The 21,997-nt window shown below is 71.8% G+C and carries 15 protein-coding genes and 1 pseudogene; 8 read left to right on the top strand and 8 right to left on the bottom strand.

Going from position 1 to position 21,997, the window contains the following annotated elements; all coding sequences use genetic code 11:
* The first annotated feature begins 204 nt into the window (after positions 1 to 204).
* Complete coding sequence (locus ACZ303_RS17375; protein ID WP_467339750.1) at positions 205 to 753, top strand: TetR/AcrR family transcriptional regulator; 549 nt, start codon at positions 205 to 207, stop codon at positions 751 to 753.
* Between the two features lie 80 nt (positions 754 to 833).
* On the opposite strand, the gene ACZ303_RS17370 is transcribed toward ACZ303_RS17375, so the two are convergent.
* The 3 genes from ACZ303_RS17370 to ACZ303_RS17360 form a co-directional block, all read right to left on the bottom strand.
* Positions 834 to 1,964, bottom strand: a complete 1,131-nt coding sequence (locus ACZ303_RS17370) for an FUSC family protein (protein ID WP_467339748.1) — start codon at positions 1,962 to 1,964, stop codon at positions 834 to 836.
* Positions 1,965 to 2,132: 168 nt separating this feature from the next.
* Positions 2,133 to 4,910, bottom strand: coding sequence for a discoidin domain-containing protein (locus ACZ303_RS17365; protein ID WP_467339747.1), 2,778 nt, complete (start codon positions 4,908 to 4,910; stop codon positions 2,133 to 2,135).
* Between the two features lie 166 nt (positions 4,911 to 5,076).
* The gene (locus ACZ303_RS17360; RefSeq protein ID WP_467339745.1) at positions 5,077 to 5,409 is read right to left on the bottom strand and encodes a peptidase inhibitor family I36 protein; all 333 of its coding nucleotides are present in this window, start codon (positions 5,407 to 5,409) and stop codon (positions 5,077 to 5,079) included.
* Positions 5,410 to 5,664: 255 nt separating this feature from the next.
* On the opposite strand from ACZ303_RS17360, the gene ACZ303_RS17355 reads away from it, so the two are divergent.
* A complete protein-coding gene (locus ACZ303_RS17355; protein ID WP_467339743.1) occupies positions 5,665 to 6,186 on the top strand; it encodes a tetratricopeptide repeat protein in 522 nt (173 codons plus the stop codon).
* 34 nt (positions 6,187 to 6,220) lie between these two features.
* Here the strand turns inward: ACZ303_RS17355 and ACZ303_RS17350 are convergent.
* Positions 6,221 to 6,457, bottom strand: a pseudogene (locus ACZ303_RS17350) (hypothetical protein); the annotation flags it as partial.
* 149 nt (positions 6,458 to 6,606) lie between these two features.
* Positions 6,607 to 6,780: a CsbD family protein gene (locus ACZ303_RS17345; RefSeq protein WP_467339741.1), complete on the bottom strand. Its 174-nt coding sequence runs from the start codon at positions 6,778 to 6,780 to the stop codon at positions 6,607 to 6,609.
* Positions 6,781 to 6,948: 168 nt separating this feature from the next.
* On the opposite strand from ACZ303_RS17345, the gene ACZ303_RS17340 reads away from it, so the two are divergent.
* From ACZ303_RS17340 to ACZ303_RS17315, 6 genes are all read left to right on the top strand, one after another.
* Positions 6,949 to 7,119 (top strand): hydrophobic protein, encoded by a 171-nt coding sequence (locus ACZ303_RS17340; protein WP_467340188.1) that lies wholly within the window; start codon positions 6,949 to 6,951, stop codon positions 7,117 to 7,119.
* A gap of 167 nt (positions 7,120 to 7,286) precedes the next feature.
* The gene (locus tag ACZ303_RS17335; RefSeq protein ID WP_467339740.1) at positions 7,287 to 7,508 is read left to right on the top strand and encodes a hypothetical protein; all 222 of its coding nucleotides are present in this window, start codon (positions 7,287 to 7,289) and stop codon (positions 7,506 to 7,508) included.
* Positions 7,509 to 7,967: 459 nt separating this feature from the next.
* Positions 7,968 to 15,425, top strand: a complete 7,458-nt coding sequence (locus tag ACZ303_RS17330; protein WP_467339739.1) for an SDR family NAD(P)-dependent oxidoreductase — start codon at positions 7,968 to 7,970, stop codon at positions 15,423 to 15,425.
* A gap of 75 nt (positions 15,426 to 15,500) precedes the next feature.
* Positions 15,501 to 16,313 (top strand): thioesterase II family protein, encoded by an 813-nt coding sequence (locus ACZ303_RS17325; protein ID WP_467339737.1) that lies wholly within the window; start codon positions 15,501 to 15,503, stop codon positions 16,311 to 16,313.
* Between the two features lie 38 nt (positions 16,314 to 16,351).
* Entirely contained in the window at positions 16,352 to 17,845 is a 1,494-nt protein-coding gene (locus tag ACZ303_RS17320) for an MFS transporter (RefSeq protein ID WP_467339735.1), read from the top strand.
* 211 nt (positions 17,846 to 18,056) lie between these two features.
* Complete coding sequence (locus ACZ303_RS17315) at positions 18,057 to 18,944, top strand: DUF2268 domain-containing putative Zn-dependent protease (RefSeq protein WP_467339733.1); 888 nt, start codon at positions 18,057 to 18,059, stop codon at positions 18,942 to 18,944.
* Positions 18,945 to 18,967: 23 nt separating this feature from the next.
* Here ACZ303_RS17315 and ACZ303_RS17310 read toward each other — a convergent pair whose 3' ends face one another.
* The 3 genes from ACZ303_RS17310 to ACZ303_RS17300 all read right to left on the bottom strand — a co-directional run bounded on the left by ACZ303_RS17310 (position 18,968) and on the right by ACZ303_RS17300 (position 21,940).
* Entirely contained in the window at positions 18,968 to 19,912 is a 945-nt protein-coding gene (locus tag ACZ303_RS17310) for an alpha/beta fold hydrolase (protein WP_467339731.1), read from the bottom strand.
* Positions 19,913 to 20,015: 103 nt separating this feature from the next.
* On the bottom strand, positions 20,016 to 20,996 hold the full coding sequence (locus ACZ303_RS17305; protein ID WP_467340186.1) for an NAD-dependent epimerase/dehydratase family protein: 981 nt from the start codon (positions 20,994 to 20,996) through the stop codon (positions 20,016 to 20,018).
* Positions 20,993 to 21,940, bottom strand: a complete 948-nt coding sequence (locus ACZ303_RS17300) for an alpha/beta fold hydrolase (RefSeq protein WP_467339730.1) — start codon at positions 21,938 to 21,940, stop codon at positions 20,993 to 20,995. The genes ACZ303_RS17305 and ACZ303_RS17300 overlap by 4 nt, the downstream gene beginning before the upstream one ends.
* Between the last annotated feature and the right edge of the window lie 57 nt (positions 21,941 to 21,997).

Genomic DNA, 21,997 nt, shown 5'->3' with positions numbered 1-21,997 from the left:
CGTGGTGGCCGCCGTCCGATCGCGTGGCGACCGCACCGCATGCCGCCGCGCCACGACCGGGAGCCTTGCGCGGCGTTCGGGAGTCTCATGGGCGAACTCCATCCATACAATGGTGTATGGATGGAGAGTAGCCGCCGTGCGAGGGCATGGGGAAGACTCCGGGACAGACGGACATCGACGTGACATCGACGAGAGGAGAAGACGATGGCGGCATCGACGCGTACCCCGCGCGGCACGTGGATCGAGGCCGGGCTGCGGGCCCTTGCCGCGGGCGGTCCGGACGCCGTGCGGGTCGAACCGCTGGCGAAAGAGCTGGGGGTCACCCGAGGCGGCTTCTACTGGCACTTCAAGGACCGGGGCGCGCTGTTGGAGGAGATGCTCGACACCTGGGAACGGACGAGCACCGACGAGGTGATCGAGCGCGTCGAGACCGAGGGCAGCGACGCCAAGGACAAGGTGCGACGCGCGGGCGCGCTCACCTTCTCCGAGACTCTGCTGCCGATCGACCTCGCCGTCCGCGACTGGGCCCGGCGCGATCCGGCGGTCGCCGAACGCCTCCGACGCGTCGACAACCGCAGAATGGACTACGCACGCTCGCTGTTCAGCGCCTTCTGCCACGACCCGGACGACGTCGAGGCCCGCAGCATGCTCGCCTTCTCACTCGCCGTCGGCAAACACTTCCTGGCCGCCGACCACGGCACACGCAACCGCGCCGACGTACTCGACGCGGCCACCAGGCTGCTTTTGTCCTAGGCCGCTTCGTTTGCGGGGACCAGGCTGGGTGGTGTCCAGGCACATGCCGCTCAGCCGTGACGCGGTGCATCGGCCGGGTCTCAGCGTGGGGGCCGGAGACGCTGGGTCAGCCGACGGGCCTCGGCGAGGAGCGAGCCGAACAGTTCGATCGCCGCGGTCTCCGACAGACTGCGGTCCGCCAGCCGCCTCCGCAGGTCGTCGTGCGCCGCTTCCATTCCTCGAAGCCGCTCTTCCAGCTCATCACGCGCGCGCTGACCGTCCTCGTCGGTCGCGGTGCGTCCGTAGGCCGCGATCGCTTCGGCGGCGCCGTGCAGGAAGGCGGCGTACGGCGCGGTGACGTCGGCCGGGGGCATGGGGCTGTCGGCGGCGACGTCCGCCGCCTCGACGAGCGTGCGGGTGAGCCCCTGGAGATGGTCCGCCACATGCTCCAGGGTGTGGAGCGCCTCCTCGTACGACGCGGTGATCCGGGCGAGCCGGGCACGCTGGTTCTCGGGACGCAGACGCGCGCTCTCCCGGCCCCACTCGATGGCCGACCGCACGCCGCGCAGCAGCCGGGGAAGCCGGCGGACCCGCTCCTGCCACCACACCGCCTGGTCGTGCCCCCAGGGCTCGCTCACACCGTCCCCGATCTCGTCGAGGATCTCCCGGCACTCCCTGACCACACCGCAGACGGCCTCGTGCGCACTGCGCAGATACACCGGCGGCAGCACCAGCGCGTTCACCGCCACACCCGTCGCCGCGCCCAGGAGAGCGGCCAGCACCCGGTCGGTCGCGATGTCCACCGACCACTCGCCTCCGGCCAGGGTGAACAGCGCGGAGGTCGCTCCGGCGATGCCCTGGTCACCGAAGGGCTGCCAGTTGCCGATCAGCAGCGCCACCGGCAGGACAACGGCCATGGCCGCCACCGGGCCGCCCAGCACCATGCCGCCGACCGTCGCCATGACGGTCCCCAGAGCGATCGCCAGCGTCTGCTGCCCCGCTCGGGCGATGGACCGGTAGACCGTCGTCTGCACCAACAGCAGAGCGACCCAGGGCGCCATGAGAGCGAGGGTGTTACGCAGCAACCAGGCCGCCAGCGACCACGACACGACAGCCGCCAGCGTGGCCTTCAGCGCCAGCACCACCAGGTCCCGCTCGCGCCCCGGCTCCCGCCATGCCCGCCGCACGGACCGGCCGACCTCGGCCACCTCACCGCGGGTCCGCTGTGCCACCGCTGTCACCATTTGCCTCATGAGACCTCTGTAGCCACACAGCCGGCTTTCCATTCCCACCCGCATCGCTGTGACCAGGGCGTACTCCGGCTGGGCGGCCTCTGCCGTCCCCGCCCGTCGCCGAGGACGGGCGGGGACGGCTTGCTCAGAAGCTGTCTCTGTCGGCCGCTACGAGACCGTCAGCTCGGTGATGCCCGTACGGGACTTGGCGGAGGCATCGCCGCGTACCACCACCCGTACGTACCGTGCGAGGGCCGGCTTGCCGCCGCCCGCGTCGGTGACGGCGTCGTGCCAGTGCCGGCCGTCGAGGGAGAGCTGGACGTCGTACGAGGCCGGTGCCGGGCCGTTCCAGGCGGGGGTGGCCTTGGTGACGCGTACGGGCTTGCCGAGGTCGGTGGTCAGCTTGCCGTTCGGGCTGTCCGGCACCCAGGCCGTGGCCGGGTTGCCGTCGACAGCGGCGTCCGCGTACATGCCGGGTTCCTCGGAGGAGGCGGTGGCCTTGGTGCAGCGGGCCAGGTTGTCGGTGGGGGTGAGGTCGGGGCGGCGGGTTTTGACGACGGCGGGGGCGGCCTTGGTGAGGACCTGTTCGCCCTGTGGGGTGTCGAGGGTCATGGGCGCGCCGTCGGTGAGCCGCACGGTGGTGTCGTGGGCGCCGAGCTCGATGTCGTACGTACGGCCCTGCCAGTGCAGCCCGCGCAGGGTGACGCCGCGGCCGAGCTGCGGGGGCAGCATCGGGTCGAGGTGGAGCCGGTCCTCGCGCATCCGCATGCCGGTCAGGCCGTTGGTGAAGATCTGCAGGAAGCCGCCCTTGCCGGTGAGGAAGTCGTGCGCGGGCGAGCCGGCCAGCGGATCCTCGGCACCCGCCTTGGCGCCGCGGGCCTCCGAGAACTGGGCGAAGGGACCGCGTACGAACGGCCTGATGGAGCGTTGCAGATAGGTGTACGTCGAGCAGCCCGGTTCGCCCGTGCCGGCGGCGGCGATGGCGTGCACCGAGTCCGTCATGGCGGGGCCGTCGGGGTCGGTCCGCTGGGCGTAGTAGTCGAGGGTGCCGGCCGCGGCGCCCTTCGGCATCGGCCACTCCAGGGGGTACATCAGCAGCACCGTGTCGGCCTGCTTGATCTTGCTGCCGCTGTAGCCGTCGTACTGCTGGAAGACCTTGCGCTGCGCGTCGTACGGGATCCTGATCCGGTCGGCGATCTTCGACCACTCTTCCGGGGCGCGCTCGCCGAGCCGTCGCGCGGCATCGGTGGCGTGGCGCAGTGCCGTGACGGCGCCGGCGTTGGTGAAGACCGCGTCGTCGACGCCGTTGCTGTACTCGTCTGGGCCGGCGGTGTCCTTGATGGAGTAGCTGCCGTCCGTGTTGCGGTGGACTCTCCCGGCCCAGAACTCGGCGATGCCCTTCATCACCGGCCAACCGCGCTCGCGCAGCCAGTCGGTGTCGCCGGTGGCGAGGTAGTACTGCCAGGTGGCGAGGGAAATGTCCGACTGGAGGTGGATCTGGGTGCGGCAGTGGGGCGGGTCCACGCTGTGGCACTCCTGGGCCAGGTCACCCTTGCTGCCGCTGTTCCAAGGGTAGAAGAGCCCCTGGTAGCCGAGCTTGCGGGCGTTCTCGCGGGCTCCGGGGAGGGTCCGGTAGCGGTAGTCGACGACGGTCTTGGCGAGTTCCGGTGAGCCGGCCAGCAGGGCCGGGTACATCCAGGTCTCGGCGTCCCAGAAGACGAGGCCCGCGTAGTTGTCGCTGGTCAGCCCGGCCGGGGCGATGCTGTTGGCAGCGCCCTGCCGGGTGCTGGACAGCAACCCGTACTGCGCGGAGCGTACCCACGCCTGCAACTCGCGCTGCCCCGGCACCTCGATGTCGGCGCGCCACAGCCGCGCCCAGGCGGCGGTGTGGGCGCGCAGCAGCCCGTCCCATCCGCGCCCGGCGGCGCGCTGTGAGGCGGCGGTGGCGTCCTGGCGGGGCGAGTGCGAGGTCAGCGCGGTGTCGACGCCCACGTACTTGGTGAGGTCGTACGCGTGACCCTTGCGGACGGGAAAGGTGAGGGATTGCCGCACGCTCAAGTCCTTGGCGGCACTGGCCTGTTGGGACTTGGTCGTACGCACGCTCCGGCCGGCCCGCAGGGTGGAGGCGACAGCGCCGTCGGTGTCCGTGCCGTCGGTACGGAAGGCCACATCCATGGTCCGGCCGTCCCGGCCGGTCCCACCGGTGCGTTCACCACCGCCGGTCTGCCGGATGCGCCGGGCGCCGCGTCCGTCGATCTGGTCGGTGACGGTGGCCTCGCCGCTCCAACGCGGCGTCATGCTCAGCCGCACCGCGCCCACGTGCGGGTCGTTGCGGTCGGCCAGTACCTCGTAGACCAGGTCGGTCTTGCGCCCGTCGGCGGCGGTCCAGGTCAGGGATGTCCGCACGATGCCGCAGTGCAGAAGGACGCTCTGGCGGTACCCGGATATCCGGCCCGGATTCGTCAAAGAGTTGAACGTATCGCCGTGTTCGCCGCCGGTGCCGACGGTGAGCGCGGTCCAGGTGGGCAGGGCCGCGACGGCTTGCCGGTCCGCGGCGGTCTGCTGGTTGTGCGCGTAGAGCCCGGAGACGAACGAGCCGTCGTAGCTCGGGGTGAAGAGCGGCCAGCCGGTCTTGGCGTCGCTGTCGGCGTAGCCGGCGCCGTTGGGCGATACGCGCTGGCCCAGATAGCCGTTGCCTACGTAGGCGTGGTGGGTGTTGTCGGTCTTGTCGGTGTTTTCAGGGTTGACGCGGGTGGAGTCGAGGGTCCAGCCGTCGTCCGTCCGGCAACTGCCGATGGGGGAGGCGGGTACGGGCGGACGGTCGACGGCGGGGGGTTGTGGCGCTCGCGCGGCGGCCGCGGGGGGTACCGAGGCGACGAGCACGCCTGCGAGCAGCAGTGCGGACAGGCGGGCGGGGCGTGGCCGCGCGGTGGGGGAGTACGTCATTGTTCTCCGTCGTCTTGAGCTCTTCCAAGAGTCCCGCGACCTTAAATTGGTGAACGAACAACGTCAACAGTCGTGGCCAGTTCGTAAGACTCTCGAAGGTTATGGAAGGTGCTCGAAGTGGACGGCCCGGGGCCCGGCGGGAGACGTCGAGCCCCGGGGCATGGCGTCAGCAGGGTCGCGCGGATCGTGCCGTGAGACCGAGCCCCGGCGTGTACGAACCCGAGTGCAGGACGACCGCCTGGCCGGCGTACGACGCGCGCGGGTACAGGCACCAGCTCTGCCCGCTCTGGTTCTTGGCGCTGCGCACGGGCGGCTTCAGGTTGGGCTCGGCGCGCTGGAGCATCCTCGGGCTGCCCTCGGCGTTGGGCTCCGCCCACGTGCACAGCCCGACGACCTGCGGACAGATCGGGATCTGTGCCCGCGCCTCGGCCTCTCCTCGCGCCGCGGTGGTCGACAGCAGGGTCGACACCCCCATGGCTGCGGCGGTGATCGCGGTCATCACTGCTCTCCTGGCTCCATGCTTCACACCCGACTCCTCTCTGCTTCTGGCGATGGGGTCTGTTCCTGGAGACGGGGCCGCCATCCGGCGGTGCGTTTCCTCCAGATAGTGACCGTAAACGGTTAAAGGTTTGAAACAGCGACAAAAGGCATGGAGTCGGGCTTGTGGCGATCGCGTGTGTTCGAGCCGTCCGCGCGGTCGGCTGAAAGAGGGCAAGACCTGTTGGACAAGACCCACCGTTTGAAAAGGTGAAGCATGACGACCACCGACTCCGACTGGGAGCAGCGGGCCACTGCCCTCTGGGCCGCGATCGACGACCATGAACCCAGCGATTTCCGCGCCAAGGTCCAGGCTCTGGCCGACGAACTGCCGCCGGGACACCCGGTCGCCCATTTCGAAGTGGCAGCGGCACACGACTCCACCGGTCGGCCCGAAGAGGCCGAGCCTCTCTACCGGCAGGCGCTCGCTGCCGGGCTCGCCGGATACCGTCGGCGCCGCACCGTTATCCAACTGGCCAGTACTCTGCGCAATCTCGGTCGTCCTGAGGAGAGTGTCGAGCTCCTCACCGCCGAGCGGGCCATGGACCCCGAGCGGCTCGACGAGGCGACCGCTGGTCTGGGGGGCGCCGTCGATGCGTTCTTGGCTCTGGCCCTCGCTGATACCGGACGGGAACGAGAGGCGGCGTCCTTGGCACTGGGGGCGTTGTCGCACCACCTTCCCCGGTATAACCGTTCCCTCGCGTACTACGCCAAGGCACTCTGCGAACGCCCCGAGTAAAAGCGTTGCTTCGGGTGCGATACGACGCCGTTTCCTATGCGGTGCCGGGACCGTCGAGGAAGCGAAGCAGCACGGCGGCCTCCGCGCGGAGCCGCGCGGCTCGGTCGGCGTGCGCGGGTGCGGTCAACTGCGCCGCGACCTCCAGTCGCTCGGCGGCCTCGGCGCGCACGACCTCCACCACACCGCGCTCACCCAGCTCACGCCGCGCCGCTTCGGTGACGCCTACACCAACTGGCAACTGCTCAAGGGCCGGGCCGCGGAGCTCAGCTTCGTGCGCGTGCCGGCATCTCACTCGTCGTCGGCACGGTCGCCGACCACGTCGGCCGGATGATTCCCCCGAAGGAACAGGCGAAATAGCAGAAGGGCGGGGCCACCACCTTCAAATGGTGGCCCCGCCCTTCTGCTGTCTGTATGAGTTGTTCAATCCTTGAGGGCGTCCTTGGCCTTTTCCTTCGCCCCGCGAAGGTCGCCCTTCGACTTCTCGGCCTGGCCCTCGGCAGCCTTGGTGTCATTACCGACCGCGCGGCCCGCTTCCTTCTTCACCTTGCCGGTGACCTGCTCGGCCTTCGCCTTGGCCTTCTCGTTCGCGCTCATTATGCAGCCCTTCCGGTTCGACCGTCGGTGTGATGACACACCGGTTTCCCTGGCATCGGCCACACAAACACTTTCACCTGGGGTCCGCAATCGCTGCGGTCGCCCCTGAAACAGAGTGGGTGTGAAAGGGAGAACGCAGGGCATGCGTCGGTTCGGAGGTTGATGACTATGGTTCCCCTGCTTCTCGTACTGCTCCTCGCACTGATCCTTTTCGGTGCCGGTTTCGCGGTGAAGATCCTGTGGTGGGTCGCCGTCGCCGTTCTGGTGATCTGGCTCCTCGGCTTCCTCATGCGCTCCACGAGCGCCGGTGGCAGTCGTGGCCGCTGGTATCGATGGTGACCTGACGCCTCGCGACACCCAGGGGCCCGGCCCGATCCACGTGATCGGGCCGGGCCCTTTCTGTTCCGCCCCCGGCTGCCGCCGGGATGCGGCGGGCCGCTGGTGCGCACAGGCTGGAACGGTGAGCCGCTCCATGAGCGGGAAACCCATTCCAGCAGGAGGCCAGCATGATCGTCCGGAAGCTGCACGAGGCGGGGATGAAGAGCGAGCACGCCTACGGCGCCGCGTTCGCTTCCATCGGCCTGACGGTGGTCGCCTGGGCCGGATCCCTCAAGGCCGAATCGGCGGGTACGGCACGCGCCGACCGCTGGGGCCTCTTCGTCGGTGAGTGGGCTCCCACCTTCTTCGCCCTCGGCCTGGCTCTGGCCCACTACGAAACCCGTCCATAGCCAGGATCACCTGAGCGCGGCCGACGGCCCGCACCGAGACGAACCGCCGCCCGGGCGGCGTAACGTGTCGGCCGTTCTCGGCTCGGACGCTGCCGGGACGCCGCGAGGAACGTACCCGGTCGGTAGCGGGGCGAGGCGACGGATGCCGGCCCGGGGCTCTGCCGCCTCCTTCCGGCTCGCTCACGCACCAACAGCCGGGGTTCCAGCGCGCCGATACAGCCGGTACGCATTGCCTATGAACTGCTTTTAATCGGACGAAGATTCTGTCCGTCACCCCATGCGGTCATAGGCGAACCATGTACGTGTTTTGATCTGTTCATGCGGTAAGGAGGGCGGTGGCCGGTTTCCTGCGTGTGGGGGTGTCTGGTGTCGGGTCCGCCTCGGTTTCACGCACACAGCGCTGGACGTCAGGCACGCGATCCCGGTGACCGTCAGGAGGCATGGCCTCCCCCGGACGCCGTGGCGATCGTCGGGGTGGGGATGCGGCTGCCGGGCGGGATCTGCTCGCTGAACGGGTTGTGGGACAGCCTGATGGCGAGCCGGTGCCTGGTGGGAGAGGTGCCCCGGGACCGGTTCGATGCCCGTTGGCTGGTCACCCCGGGGCCGAGCAGGCCGAGGAAGAGCTACACCGCCGCCTGCTGTGTCGTCGAGCAGGATCTGACCACCTTCGACGCGGCCTACTTCGGCATCTCACCGAGGGAGGCCTCCCGCATGGACCCTCAGCACCGGCTGCTGCTCGAGTGCGCCGTCGAAGCCTTCGACGATGCCGGGATCGATCCGGCCACCGTGGCGGGCGGTGACGCCGCGGTCGTCATGGGGATTTCCGCGGACGACTTCACCGTCATGCAGGGATGCCCGGCCGCGACGAGCAACGCCTACAGCGCGATCGGCACGGCGGCCAGCAGCGCGGCCAACCGGCTTTCGTACGTGTTCGATCTCCACGGCCCCTCCTACGCGCTGGACACCGCGTGCTCCTCGGCGCTGGCCGCGGTGCACGCCGCGTGCGAGGCGCTGCGTGGTGGGCGCGGCTCGCTGGCTCTCGCGGGTGGAGTGGGCGTGCTGCTGTCTTCCGGGCCGTTCGTCGCCTTCTCGGCGGCGTCCATGCTGTCGCCGTCGGGCAGGTGCCGGCCCTTTTCCGCCGAGGCGGACGGCTTCGTCCGGGGCGAGGGCGCGGGTGTCCTTCTCCTCAAACCCCTCGACGCGGCGCTGCGGGACGGGGACCGGGTGCACGCGGTGATCGTCGGCAGTGGGGTCAACAGCGACGGGCGGACCAGCGGTCTGGCCCTGCCGAGCGCGGCCGCGCAGGCGGCACTGGTGGAGCGGGTGCACCAGGAGTGCGGCATCGTCCCGGACGACGTGCTGTACGTCGAGGCGCACGGCACCGGTACGCGCGCGGGGGACCCCGCGGAATGCGAGAGCCTGGGCCGGGCGCTGGGGCGGCGCCGGCGGAACGCGGGACCGCTCGCGGTGGGTTCGGTCAAGTCCAACCTCGGACACCTGGAGGCCGCGGCCGGAGTGCCCGGGCTGCTCAAGGCCCTGCTGGTGCTTCGTCGAGGCGTCATCCCGGCCACCGTGGGCGCCGAACCACTCAACCCGGACATCGACTTCGCGGGGCTCGGGCTCGAACCGGTCACGACCGCCCGGCCACTGGCCGACCGGGAGCACGGTGTCGTCGGTGTCAACGCCTTCGGCTTCGGCGGCACCAACGCGCACATCGTCCTGGCATCCGGCCCTCTGACGCGCCCGACGGACCCGACGACCCCGGCGCCCCCGTCGGCATCACGCCGGAAGACCGCGGAGACCTCCGGGAAGCGCACGGAACCGCTTCCCCTCCTCGTCTCCGCCCGTACACCCGAGACGCTGACGGAAGCCGCCCTTCGCTGGGCCGGGCAGGCGGATCGGACCGGCACGGAGGACTTCTACGATCTGGCGTACACGGCATGTCGTCGTCGCGCCCGGCACGGGCAGCGCATGGCCGTGCTGGCCCGTGACCCGCGGGAGGCCGCCGACCGCCTACGGGCCCTGGCCGCGGGGGAGCCCGTCGCCGCGGCGGCGACGGGGACCGCCGTGGAGCGAGGGCGAGTCGCGTTCGTCTTCTGCGGCAACGGAGCGCAGTGGGCCGGGATGGGCGCCGAACTCCTGGCCGGTGACGCGGCGTTCCGCCAGGAGGTGGCGGCCGTCGACGCCGAACTGGCGCCGCTGCTGGGCTGGTCGGTGCTGGAGGCGCTGGCCGGGCCGGACGACGCCCGGCTGCGGCGTACGGAGGTGGCCCAGCCGCTGTTGTTCGCCGTGCAGGCGGGCCTGGTCGCGGCGCTCTCCTCGCGGGGCGTGCGGCCGGCCGCCGTGTGCGGGCACAGCGTCGGGGAGGTGGCCGCCGCGTATTGCGCGGGGGTCCTGGACCGTTCCTCCGCCTGCCGGGTGATCGCCGAACGCGGACTGGCCCAGGCCGTCACCGCGGGGTCCGGGCGCATGGCCGCCGTAGGGCTGGGCGCCGAGGAGGCGCAACGGCATCTGGAGGAGGCGGAATGCGCCGATCGTGTCGTCATCGCCGGGATCAACAGCGCCCGGGACGTCACCCTGGCCGGTGACGCCACGGCACTGGCCGCCGTGTGCTCCTCGCTCGCCGACCGGGACGTCTTCGTCCGCGACCTCGGGCTGGACCACGCCTTCCACACCGCCGCCATGGACCGTGTCGCCGACGGGCTCCAGGACGCGCTGAGCGGGATCAAGGCCGGTGAGGGGCGTGTTCCGTTGGCCTCCTCGGTCACGGGCGCGGTGCTCGCCGGTGCGGCGATGGACGCCGCGTACTGGTGGCGCAACGTCCGTGAGCCCGTCCGGTTCGCCGACGCCGTCACCACCCTGACCGAGGGCGCGGAAGGCTGCGACGTCCTGGTGGAGATCGGCCCGCACCCCGTACTCTCCGCCTACCTGCGCCGCGCCGCGGCCGGCCTGTCCCGTCCCGTCGCCGTCGTACCGACCTGCTCCCGCACCTCCAGCGGCCCGGACTCCCTGGACACCGCGTACGCGCTCCTGCTGGCCGTGGGCGCCCGAGTGGACTGGGAGAGGCACTTTCCCCACCGCGGACGCGTCACGGACGCCCCTTCCTATCCGTGGCACCGCAAGCGGCACTGGAGAGGGCACCCCGACTGGTGGCTGCTTCCGGGCGCGGGCGGCACGCACCCACTGCTCGGAGCCCGCCAGGCCGGCGCGACCCCCACCTGGCAGCGGTGTCTCGCACCACAACTGGTGGGCTGGCTCGCCGACCACAAGGTCGGTGGTACGGCGATGCTGCCCGCCGCCGCCTACGCCGACATCATGCTGGGCGCCGGCCGCGAGATCCTCGACGCCCCGGCCGAGATCGTCGGGGTGTCCATCGTCCGGGCCCGGACCCTGGAGTTCGACGACCCGGAGTTCGAGGTCACCCTGCAGACCTCGCTCACCGCCGAGGACACCGTCGTCGTGGCGGGTCGCAGCGGTGAACGGGGTGACTGGGTGGAGCACGCCCGCGGTCGCGTGCGGCGACTTCTGCGCCCCGCCCCTCGTATGGACCTCGACGCGATCCGGGCGGGTCTGCGCCGGGACCTCACCCAGGAGGATCTGTACGCCCTCTGCGAGGCGGGGAAACTGGATTACGGCCCGGCCTTCCGCGTACTCGACGGCGTGCGTCTCGGTGACCAGGAGGCATTGGCCGGCTACCGCGTCACCGTCGAGCCCGACGAGGGCCACGCGGCCGCCCCCACGGTCGTCGACGGCGCCTCCCAGCTGATCGTTCCCCTCCTGATGACCGACGACGGCGAGTCCGTGTTGTACCTGCCGTCCGGCATCAAGACGGTGCGCCGCTGGCGGGCGGTGCCACCGGAGGGGCTGGTGCACGTGCGCGCCCGTGAGGTCACCGGGCACACGGCGGCGTGCGACGTGCGGATCCTGGACGAGGACGGCCAGGTGGTCGTGGAACTGCTCGGCTACACACTGCGGCGCGCCGACGCCGGCCGCGCCGTACGCACGCCACCGCACACGGAGGTCCTCCGTGCCGCCCCTCTGCCCGAGAGCGGGTTCGCGTCGAGTCCGCTGCCCGACCCGGAGAGCGTCCTCGCGGCCGGAGAGGCGGCGGCCGCCGTGGCCGACGGGCGTACGTACGCGGATTACCGGCACTATCTGCTGCGGATGTGCGCCCACTTCACCGCCGCCGCGGTGCGGCGGATCCTGCCGGGCCGCACCCGCCTGTCCCTGGAGGACCTTTTCGCGGCCGGCGTCGATCCGGCGTACGGTCCGCTGCTCGAAACGTTGCTGGCCTCTGCCACGCGCCATGGTCTCTTCGCGGCGGAGGGCCCCTGCTGGCGCGCGGTCGCCCGACCGGCGCCACAGGAACACTTCACCGCCGCCCTGCGTGGCCGCCCGGCCGACTCGGCCACCCTGCACGCCTATGGCGTGTGCGGCCTTCACCTTCCCGACGTCCTCCTCGGCCGCTGCGACCCGCTCGAGCTCCTGTTCAGCAACACCGATGCGCTGGCCGCCCGGCTCTACGACAGCTTCCCCGCTCTGTCCCGGCACAACCAGGCCGCCGCCGAACTGCTGCGCGAGGCGGTCCGCCGGTGGCCGGCCGGCCGACAGCTACGGGTCCTCGAAGTGGGTGCGGGCACCGGCTGCACCACGGCAGCCCTGCTGCCCCGACTGCCGCGCGACCGTACTCACTACCTCTTCACCGACGTCTCCCCGTCCTTCTTCCCCGCCGCCCGGTCCCGGTTCGCCGCCTACGACTTCCTCGGCTACCAGCGCCTGGATCTCGACGCCGACCCCGAGCCCCAGGGCTTCGCCCCCGGCTCGTTCGACATCGTGATCGCGTCCAACGTCCTGCACGCCGCGCGCGACGTGGCCGCGGCCCTGCGCCGGGTCGCCGCCCTGCTGGCGGACGGCGGCCATCTGCTCGTGGTGGAGGGCCACGACCTGGACGCGCTCGCGCCGGTCTTCGGGTTGCTGGGGTCCTTCTGGAGCATCACCGACACCGGCCTGCGCCCCCACGGCCCCCTGCTGTCGCCCGACACCTGGCCGGCGCTCCTGGACGAGTGCGGCTTCGGCCCCACCGTGCGGCTCGGCGGGCAGTACGCGAGCGTCATCCTCACGGCGCGCCGACCCCGGCCCGCGGCCGTCGCCGGTCCCGCGCCGGAACCGCCCGCCGCCTCGGCGGACGACAGGCGCTGGCTGTTCGCCGAGGTCCAGCCCCGCGGGCCCCACCGCCACCGGCTGTCGCACCAGGTGAAGGACGCCCTCGTGGCTCGGACCGGCACCGATGCGGTGCACCTGGTGGACGACCCGGCCGACCCCGCCTCCTGGACCGGCTTGCCGCCGACCCGTCGGGGAGCGACCGACGTGGTGCTCTTCTGCGGTTCCGGCACCGCCGAACCGGCAGGGACCACCGAAGCGGCCGTACGGCACCTCTCCGTCCTGCGCGCGCTCGTCACGGCCTTCGGGCAGGCCCCCGAGGACCACCCGACGACCGTATGGATCGTGGCGGACGGGGCCGGCGGCGACGAGCCCGGGAGCACGCCGGGCACGGCGCCGGGAGCCGCGGCCGCGGTCTGGGGAGCGGCCCGCAGCCTGGCCAACGAACAGCTGTGGCTGACCGTTCGCCAGATCTGTGTGAGCGGAGCCGACGGCGGACAGGAAGCCGTCGCGGCGCTGGCCGGACGTGTGCTGGCCGAGTTCGGGCGACGTACCGAGGAGAGCGAGGTGTTCCTGACCCCCGGCGGGCGGTTCGTGGGCCGGGTCGTCCCGTACGCACCGCGTCCCGTTCCGGTCGACCCGGCCTCCGGCAGCCCCTACGCGCTCGACGTGCGCGAGCCGGGCCTGCACTTCCGCGTGAACTGGCGCCCGGCCCGGGTGCCGGTGCCACAAGAGGGCGAAGTGCTCATCGCGGTCGCGGCCGCCGCCCTGAACTACCGCGATGTCCTGATCGCCACGGGACAGCTCGCGCCGGAGGTGGACGCTCGCCGGCCGGACGCGGGCATCCTGGGGCACGAGTGCGCCGGCACCGTGGTCGCCACCGGCCCCGGTGTGCACACGGTCGCCGTGGGCGACCGTGTCGCCTGCGCGGGTCGTGGCTGCTTCGGCTCCCACGTGCTCACCCGTGCGGAGGCGCTGATCCCGGTGCCCGCGCACATGTCGTTCGCCGAAGCAGCCACCTTGCCCATCGTGTTCCTGACGGTGCAGCACAGCCTGGGCACGCTGGCGCGGCTCACGGCGGGCGAGACGGTCCTGGTCCACGCCGCGGCCGGTGGCGTCGGTCTGGCGGCGCTCCAGTACGCCCGGCACGTAGGCGCCCACGTCATCGCCACCGCCGGGACGGCGGCCAAGCGTGACCTGTTGCGTCTGCTCGGCGTCCGCCATGTGTTCGACTCGCGCAGCCTGCGCTTCGCGGACGACATCCAGGACCTCACCGACGGCCAAGGCGTCGACGTCGTCCTCAACTCCCTCGCCGGACCTGCGCAGTCGCGCAGCCTGGGGGTGCTCAAACCGCACGGCCGGTTCATCGAGCTCGGCAAGCGCGACTTCCTCGCCGGCGCGCACTTGCCGCAGGCGCCGTTCCTGGCCAACCTGGCCTTCTTCGGTGTGGACGTCGGGCTGCTCGCCGAAGAGGCACCCGCGCAGGCCGCTGCCGCCTGGTCGGCGATCCGTGAGGCCGTCCACGCCGGCGTCTACCGGCCCCTTCCCTTCCGCGTGTTCCCGGCGGCGGGCATCGACGAGGCCCTCGCCTGCCTCCAGCACTCGCGGCACATCGGCAAGCTGGTCGTCACCTTCGACGAACCCGTACCCCTCGCCCCGCGTACCAGGGCACGGTTGGACCCACGGGCCACCTACCTGATCACCGGTGGGCTCTCCGGTCTGGGCGCGGCCACCGCCCGCCACCTCGTCAGGCGCGGAGCCCGCCACCTGACGCTGATCAGCCGCCGCGGCCACCGGGCACCCGAAGGCCCGCGCCTCGTCCACCAGCTCGAAGCGCTCGGCGCACACGTGACCGTACACGCGGCGGACGCGGCATCGGCGGAGGCCATGAGGGAGATCTTCCGCGGCGTGGACGCCGCCGGCCGTCGCCTCGCAGGCGTCATCCACGCGGCCATGGTCCTCGACGACGCGCCCCTGCCCGAGCTCACCGACGAACGCCTCCGAGCCGTGCTCGCTCCGAAGATCACCGCAGGTCATCTGCTGGACGGCCTCACCCGCCACCGCGGTCTGGATTTTTTCGTCGTCTACAGCTCCATCTCGACACTGGGCGGCAACATCAAGCAGACCCCGTACAGCGCCGCCAACCACGCGCTGGAGGCCCTCGTCCACGACCGCCGCCGCGCCGGGCTGCCCGGCCTGGCCGTTCAATGGGGCACCATCGCCGACACCGGCTACGCCCACCGCGTGGGTCTCACCCATCAGCTGAACGCACTGGGGCTGTCCGGAATGATGTCCGCCGACGCCCTGGCCCAGCTCGACGAACTGCTGGCCGGCTCCGACGCGGGCACGGTCACGCTCGCCTCGGTGGACTGGAATCAGGTGCGGCACTACCTCCCCCGGCTGCGGGCCCCCCGCACCGCGGCTCTCCTGCCCACCCAAGCGGAGACCCTGAACAGCGAACACCTGCGCACGGTGCTCGCCAGGAGCCCCAAGGAACAAGCCACGCTCCTGCTGGAGAACGAGCTCACCGCCCTCCTCGCCCGCGTCCTGCACACCACGCCCGACCAGGTCGACCGCAACCGCCGCCTGGACCAGCTCGGTCTCGACTCCCTCATGGCCACCGAACTGGCAGCCCTGGTCCATCAAGGCACCGGCTGCACCATCACCACCGTCGAACTCGCCACAGCCGCCGGCCTGCGGGAACTCGCCCCGCGCCTCCTCGCCCGTCTGAACGTCACGGAACGACCAACGACCTGATCCGGTCCTCCCACCGCTTCCACGCGACCTCACCAGTCGCTCGGCCGGCTTTCCCACAGGCCCGGAAGGAACGCGATGCCGCCTCCCGCCTCCCCCGTCCCCGTTGACCGCGGACAGCCGGCGATCACCCTGCCGAACCCGCGTCCCCGAGCCGCGATACGCCTGTACTGCTTTCCCCCGGCCGGATCGGGGCCCGAGCTCTATCGGCCCTGGGCCGAACGGCTTCCGGCCACCGTCGAAGTGGCGGCCGTCCACCTTCCCGGTCGTGGCGCCCTGGCCGGTCACCCTTCCTGGACGGACCCGCTGCTGCTGACGTCAGCCCTCGCCGACCTCATCGACGGCCCCCGGGACGACCACAGGCCCGTCGCCTTCCTCGGCCACAGCATCGGCGCCTTCCTCGCCTACGAGACCACCCGCCGGCTGCACCGCTCCCGCCGCCGGACACCTCTCCTGCTGGCTCTGTCGGCCGCAACCGCTCCCCACACGGGGGCCCATCTCCACCTCTTCACCCAGCTCGTGTCCCCGGCCACATCCAGCCACGCTCCACTGCCCGGGCCACGGTCGTTCCTGCCGACCGCCACCACGAGCGACGCCGAAGAACTGGCCCGGGTCTGCGTACCGCTGCTCGCCGACCTGCTGATGCTGATGCACTACCGCTACCGCCAGGAGCCACCCCTGGACACGCGGCTCGTCCTCTACGGCGGCCGGGACGACCCCCTCGCGCCGGTCGAACAACTCGCCGCCTGGGGCGATCTGTTCACGACGCCCGTCACCCCTCACATCTTCCCCGGCGCTCATGACTACCTCACCACCCACAGTGAACTCTTCCTGTCCCGGCTCTCCAAAGACCTGCACACCGCCCTCGCCCACGCGGGCCACACCCCGTGACCGGCCCCGCTCCTTCCGCCACCTCCCCGCGGCCCGCCATGACACTGAGGCGTCGCCGAGCCGCGGCCGCCACGGTCTGTCTGGGCCTGTACCTGCTGGGCATGGACCTCACCGTCCTGAACGTCGCCATCCCCGACCTCCAGAGACATCTGCACCCCACCGCCGCCCAGACGCAGTGGATCATCGATGGCTACGCCCTCGTCCTCGGCGGCCTCGTCCTGTCCACCGGCGGCGTCACCGACCGCATCGGCCGACGCCTCGCCTACGTCGCCGGCCTGACCCTGTGCGCCGGGGCCTCCGTGCTCGGCGCGCTGGCCACCTCGCCCGGAGCCGTCGTCACCGCACGAGGCGGCATGGGCGCCGGCGCGGCCCTGTTCATGCCCGCCACCCTCTCCGTCATCAGCAACCTCTTCCCCGAGGCCGCCCTGCGCCGCCAGGCGATCGCCGCCTGGGCGGCCGTGGCGAGTCTGGGCATGCTCTCCGGTCCGGTGATCGGCGGAGCGCTGGTCGAACACCTTTCGTGGCGCGCCGGCTTCTGGATCAACGTGCCCATCGCGGTGGCCGCTGTCGCGCTCGCCCTGCTCCTGGTCCCCGAGACCCGCGCCCCGCGCTCCGAGAAACCCGACCTGGCCGGAGCCCTCCTGTCGGCCGGCGCGCTCACCACCCTCGTCTGGGCCATCATCGAAGCCCCCGGTCGCGGCTGGAGCAGTACGCCCGTACTCCTCGCCTTCGCCCTCGCCACGCTCCTGCTCGGCGCCTTCATCACCTGGCAGCACCGTGCCCGGGCTCCCATGCTCCCGCCGCGCCTCCTGCGCGACCGCCGCATCAGCGGGGGCGCCGCGTCCCTGGCCCTGATGTCCTTCGCCTCGCTGGGCGCCCTGTTCGTCCTCACTCTGTATCTGCAGAACGTCCTCGGGTACACCCCCTGGCAGGCCGGGCTGCGTACGCTGCCGCAGTGCGGGGCCATGGTCATCGGCGCGGTGGCGGCCCTGCCCCTGCTGTCCCGGTACGGCGAGCGGGTCCCCGTCGTCCTCGGCCTGCTGACCCTCACCACGGGTTTCGCGCTGTGGACCGGCGCGGGCACCGGATCGGACTACGCCCGCCTGCTCACCGTCCAGCTCATCGCCGGATTCGGTACGGGCCTCGTGGCGACGGCGGGCACGGAGGCGGTCATGAGCGCCGTCACACCGGAACGCGCCGCCCTCGGCTCGGCGCTCAACGACGCGACCCGCCAGGTCGGCGCGGCCCTCGGCGTCGCGGTACTCGGCTCCCTCCTCGCCACCGTGTACACCGACCGCCTGCCGGACCGGCTCGCCCGCCTGCACCTTCCTCGCCCCGTCGCGGAACGCCTCGCCACCGACGGACTTCCCGGAGCCCTCGACACCGGCGCGCTCCCACCGGCCCACCGCGCGGCAGTCGCCGCGGAGGCGCGCCACGCGTTCATCGACGCCATGGCGACCACCACTTTGACAGCGGCAGCCGTCACCTCGGCCACGGCCGCGGCGGCGGCGTACTGGCTGCGTCGCCGCTGACAACATGCCCGAAGGGATGTGGTACTTCACCGTCTCCTCTCCGCAGGGCGGAAATGGCCGAGCGCGAAACGCCGTGGACTGGCGCTGGGTTCCAGGAGCCGAGATGGTCAACGCCACCGTCCGGGGCCATGGCGCCCGACTGGGGCGCGATCGCTCCGTCCGCCCGAACGGCTTGACCTTGACGTAACGGAAGCCTCTACGGTCCCAGGTCATGAAGATCATTGTTCATGACACGGCGTCCGCCATGCTCGATCTCCTGCGGCGCCCGCTGGAGGAACGGCCCGATGCCCTACGGGAGATGCTCAGCCCTCTGCAGAGCGTGATGTCCATCATGGGTGACCTGGACATGGTCCAGATGCACCGGATGGGCAGTGGCTTCCGCATAGATCGTGAGGATCCGCGCTACCTGACGGCCCTGAGGCGGATGCGCGACGCGGGGGTATGGGACCGGATCGAGAACTGCCTCGCCGCGGCGTGGGAGCGGCTGAGCGGTGCGGTGCCCGGGATCAAGAGTGCCGAGACCGTGCATGTCGTCCTCGTGCTCGGCAATCCCGATGACGACCTGCTGACCGTCCGCAATGCCGGCTACTTCGGCATGGGCGGTATCCCGGGAGCGATCCAGCTGACGATGTGGCCCACCGCGACCAGCCTCGCGAAGATCGGCTACGCCGCCGCGCACGAGCTCCACCACAACGTGCGCTATGCCAACGTGATCTCGGACCCGGCGGCGGTCACGGTCGGCGAGCAGGTCGTGGCCGAGGGGCTGGCCGAGGCGTTCGTACGGGAACTGGCGGGCGAAGAAGCCATGGGCCCCTGGGCGACGGGGCTGTCCGACAAGGAGTTGGACGACGTCTACGGGAAGGTGGCGGCCGGGATCGATGTGGCCGGGATGGGGAACCTGCCCGCGTATGTGTACGGCGACGCCATCGCGCGGCGCATGGGGCAGCAGCCCGTCGGGCTGCCGGACTGCGCCGGATACGCGGCCGGACTGCGGATCGTGGACGCCCACCTGGCGGCATCCGGCCTGACCGCCGCCCAGAGCGTGGCGCTGTCGGCCCGCGAGATCCTCACCAACGCGGGCGTGCCGACCAGCGCGTGACACGCCCGCATACCTCGCGGACGTCACCGGCACGCCCCCTGCCCACGGTCGGTGACGGCGAGGAAATCCCGGATGTCCTCGACCAGCTGCCACGTCATGTCCTCAAGGACGTAGTGCCCGGCGTAGGGATAGAGGTGGAGTGACGCCTGAGGCAGGCGCCGCGTCCACTCCGCGAGGACGAGGTCGTCGTAGAGGGGGTCGCGCATGCCCCAGCCGATGAAGACGGGCAGTTGGGTGAAGGTGATGAGGGCCTCGCCCAGCCGCTGGGCGTGCGGCCATCCGGCGTCGGCCGGGCCGAGCGGGAAGTCCTGTGCCCAGCGCACCAGCGCGGGGCGGTCACGCTGCCGCCGGTACGGGGCCAGGTAGGCGTCGCGGACGGCTTGTGGCAGGGGGCGGCGCGGGCCCTGGCGCAGGGCCAGTTGCGCCACGGCGTTCGAGGCGTGCGCGAACCGGCCCACCACCCGCTGCCTCAGGGCATGCGTGCCCCACGGGAGCCGGTACCCCGCAGGCATGGGGAACGCGGCGGTGTTCAGCACGACGAGGCGGTCGACGACGCCGGGGCGCAGGTGTGACCACCACATGCCGACGGGTCCGCCCCAGTCGTGCACGACCAGCGTCCAGCCGCGCGCCGGTGCGCCCCGTTCGGCGGTGAGGTGGTCCACCAGCAGTCCCACATCCCGTGCGCGGATCTCGGCGAGGAGTCCTCCGTCCGGATCGCGCGCCCGGTCCGACAGCCCCATCCCCCTCAGGTCGGGGACGATGCAGCGGTAGCGTCCCCGCAGTCCGAGGACGAGGTGGCGCCACATGTAGCTCCACGTGGGGTTGCCGTGGATCATGAGGACCGGTCTGCCCCGGCCCTCGTCCAGATAGTGCTGGTGCCAAGCGCCGTGGCCGAACCAGTGCCCTTGGAAGGGGTAGTCCGGCAGGCGGCGTGCCTGCTCGGCGGAGAGGGGCGGCCGGGGGCTCACGGCGCCCTCACCCCCGTGTCGGCGCTGTCCGTACGAACGGCGTCGTCTGCCCCGGCCTCCTGCGCGCACCCGGTGGCCGCGGGGTCGACGGAGCGGTCACGGGTCATGGCGTCTGTCGCAGACGTCGGAGCCCTTCCCCGGTGCTGACGACGGGCGCGTAACCGAGGTGGGTGCGGGCGGCGGAGATGTCGAACCAGTTCGCGTACACCGCCCCCGCCGCCAGGCAGCGGTCGAGCGGGGGTTCTCCGGGCAGGCGCAGCAGGCTCCAGCCGTCCTCGCACAGCATGCCGGCCGCGCGGGCGAGGGGGATGGGGACGGTCTGGAGGCGCGGACTGCGTCCCAGGGCACGGAAGAAGGCGGTCAGTGTCCGGGCGAAGGTGCAGGGCCTGCCCTGGGAGATGAAGTACGGGCGGCCCGCGGCCGGTGCGCCGGGGAGGACGCGGCCGAGGGCCAGGAGGTGGGCGTGGGCGGCGTTGTCCACATAGACGGTGTCGATGCGCTTGCGGCCTCCGCCGGGGAGCGGGAAGACGCCGAGGCGGGCGGCGCGCAGGAGCCGGGGAGCGAAGTACGGATCGCCGGGGCCCCAGATGCAGTGGGGGCGCAGGGCGGCGGTGGCCAGACCGGGCCCGTTGGCCGCCAGGACCAGGCGTTCGGCGACGGCCTTGGAGGCCGCGTAGGGGCCGAGGGGCCGGCGGGAGTACGGCAGGGATTCGTCGCCGCCGTCGATGTCGGCGTTGTCGAAGACCACGCTGGGGCTGGAGGTGTGGATCAGCGTGCCGACGCCGTGGCGCAGGCAGGCGTCCACGACATGGCGGGTTCCGGTGACGTTGATCCCGAAGAAGGAGGCCGGGTCGCCGGCGGTGCCCACGCGGGCGGCGGTGTGCAGGACCGCGTCGCAGCCGGCGATCGCGCGACGGACGGTGCCGGCGTCGCGGATGTCGCCCAGGCGCTGGACGGCGCCGAGTGCCGCGAGAGGCCGGCTGAAGCGCCGTTGCAGTGACCTGACCTCGTGTCCGGCGGCGGCCAACTGGTCGCACAGCGCGTGCCCGAGGAAGCCGCTGCCGCCGGTGACCAGGACCCTCATCGGCACTCACCGCGGCTGTCCTGAGCCCGCGCGGGTGGCGCGGTGGTGTCGAGGAAGTGCCGGATGGCCGGGATGAGTTCGGTGCGCGCGTCCTCCAGTACGTAATGACCGGCCTCCGGGTAGCGGAGCACCCGGGCATGGGGGAAGCGCCGTTGCCACTCGTCGGCCAGCGGCGGTCGCAGGACCGGGTCGCGCATGCCCCAGCCGACCAGCAGCGGCACCTGATGCAGGGCGGGCAGCATCCGCTCCACGACAGCCAGCAGCGACCAGCCGGGGTCGGCGCGGGTGACGGGGACGTCCTGGATGAAGCGGGCGAGGGCGGCGCGGTGCCGGCGACGGCGGTAGGGCGCGGTGAAGGCGCGACGGACCTCGGCCGGCAGTGGAGTGGTCACGCCCAGCCGGGCGGCCCCGTAGGCCCAGCCCGGCGTGTGGTGCGCCGCCAGGGCGCTGACGGGGCGCAGCCGGAGCAGGCGGAACCACCACGGTGGAAGGCCCTGTTCGGGAAAGCGGAACACGGCGGTGTTCAGCACGACGACCCGGTCCACTCGCTCCGCGTTGAGGCAGGCCCACGCCAGCGCGATGGGTCCGCCCCAGTCGTGGGCCACCACCGTCCACCCGCGATCCGGTGCCCGGCGTACGTCGATGAGATGGCGGAGCAGGTCGTCGAGTGCGGCGATCTGATACCCCGCCAGGAGCGCGGGCGGCGCGGCCAGGGGCTCGGACAGGCCCATGCCGAGCAGGTCCGGCACGACGCACCGGTAGGCGTCGCGCAGTCCTGTCACCAGGTGGCGCCAGGCATAGCTCCAGGCGGGGTTGCCGTGCACCATCAGCACCGGGGGGCCGGCGCCCTCGTCCAGGTAGTGCTGCCGGCCGTCGGCGTGCTGGAACCACCGTGAGGTGAAGGGGTAGTCGGGCCGGCTGGGGCGTTCGGTTGCTGCGCGCACGGAAGCGGCCTCTCTTGGTACGACCTTGATACGGCCTCTCTTGATACGGGCCTGTCG

It is taken from the genome of Streptomyces sp. NPDC023527 (genome assembly GCF_055560115.1).
Note: the sequence above shows the minus strand (reverse complement) of the source record. Positions and strands in the feature narration are given on the sequence as shown.

Excerpts from the sequence above, each read along its gene's own strand:
- ACZ303_RS17305 (WP_467340186.1), bottom strand. The coding sequence starts at position 20,996 with ATGAGGGTCCTGGTCACCGGCGGCAGCGGCTTCCTCGGGCACGCGCTG.
- ACZ303_RS17375 (WP_467339750.1), top strand. The coding sequence starts at position 205 with ATGGCGGCATCGACGCGTACCCCGCGCGGCACGTGGATCGAGGCCGGG.
- ACZ303_RS17365 (WP_467339747.1), bottom strand. The coding sequence starts at position 4,910 with ATGACGTACTCCCCCACCGCGCGGCCACGCCCCGCCCGCCTGTCCGCA.
- ACZ303_RS17335 (WP_467339740.1), top strand. The coding sequence starts at position 7,287 with ATGATCGTCCGGAAGCTGCACGAGGCGGGGATGAAGAGCGAGCACGCC.
- ACZ303_RS17345 (WP_467339741.1), bottom strand. The coding sequence starts at position 6,780 with ATGAGCGCGAACGAGAAGGCCAAGGCGAAGGCCGAGCAGGTCACCGGC.
- ACZ303_RS17320 (WP_467339735.1), top strand. The coding sequence starts at position 16,352 with ATGACACTGAGGCGTCGCCGAGCCGCGGCCGCCACGGTCTGTCTGGGC.
- ACZ303_RS17360 (WP_467339745.1), bottom strand. The coding sequence starts at position 5,409 with ATGACCGCGATCACCGCCGCAGCCATGGGGGTGTCGACCCTGCTGTCG.
- ACZ303_RS17315 (WP_467339733.1), top strand. The coding sequence starts at position 18,057 with ATGAAGATCATTGTTCATGACACGGCGTCCGCCATGCTCGATCTCCTG.
- ACZ303_RS17355 (WP_467339743.1), top strand. The coding sequence starts at position 5,665 with ATGACGACCACCGACTCCGACTGGGAGCAGCGGGCCACTGCCCTCTGG.
- ACZ303_RS17325 (WP_467339737.1), top strand. The coding sequence starts at position 15,501 with ATGCCGCCTCCCGCCTCCCCCGTCCCCGTTGACCGCGGACAGCCGGCG.
- ACZ303_RS17340 (WP_467340188.1), top strand. The coding sequence starts at position 6,949 with ATGGTTCCCCTGCTTCTCGTACTGCTCCTCGCACTGATCCTTTTCGGT.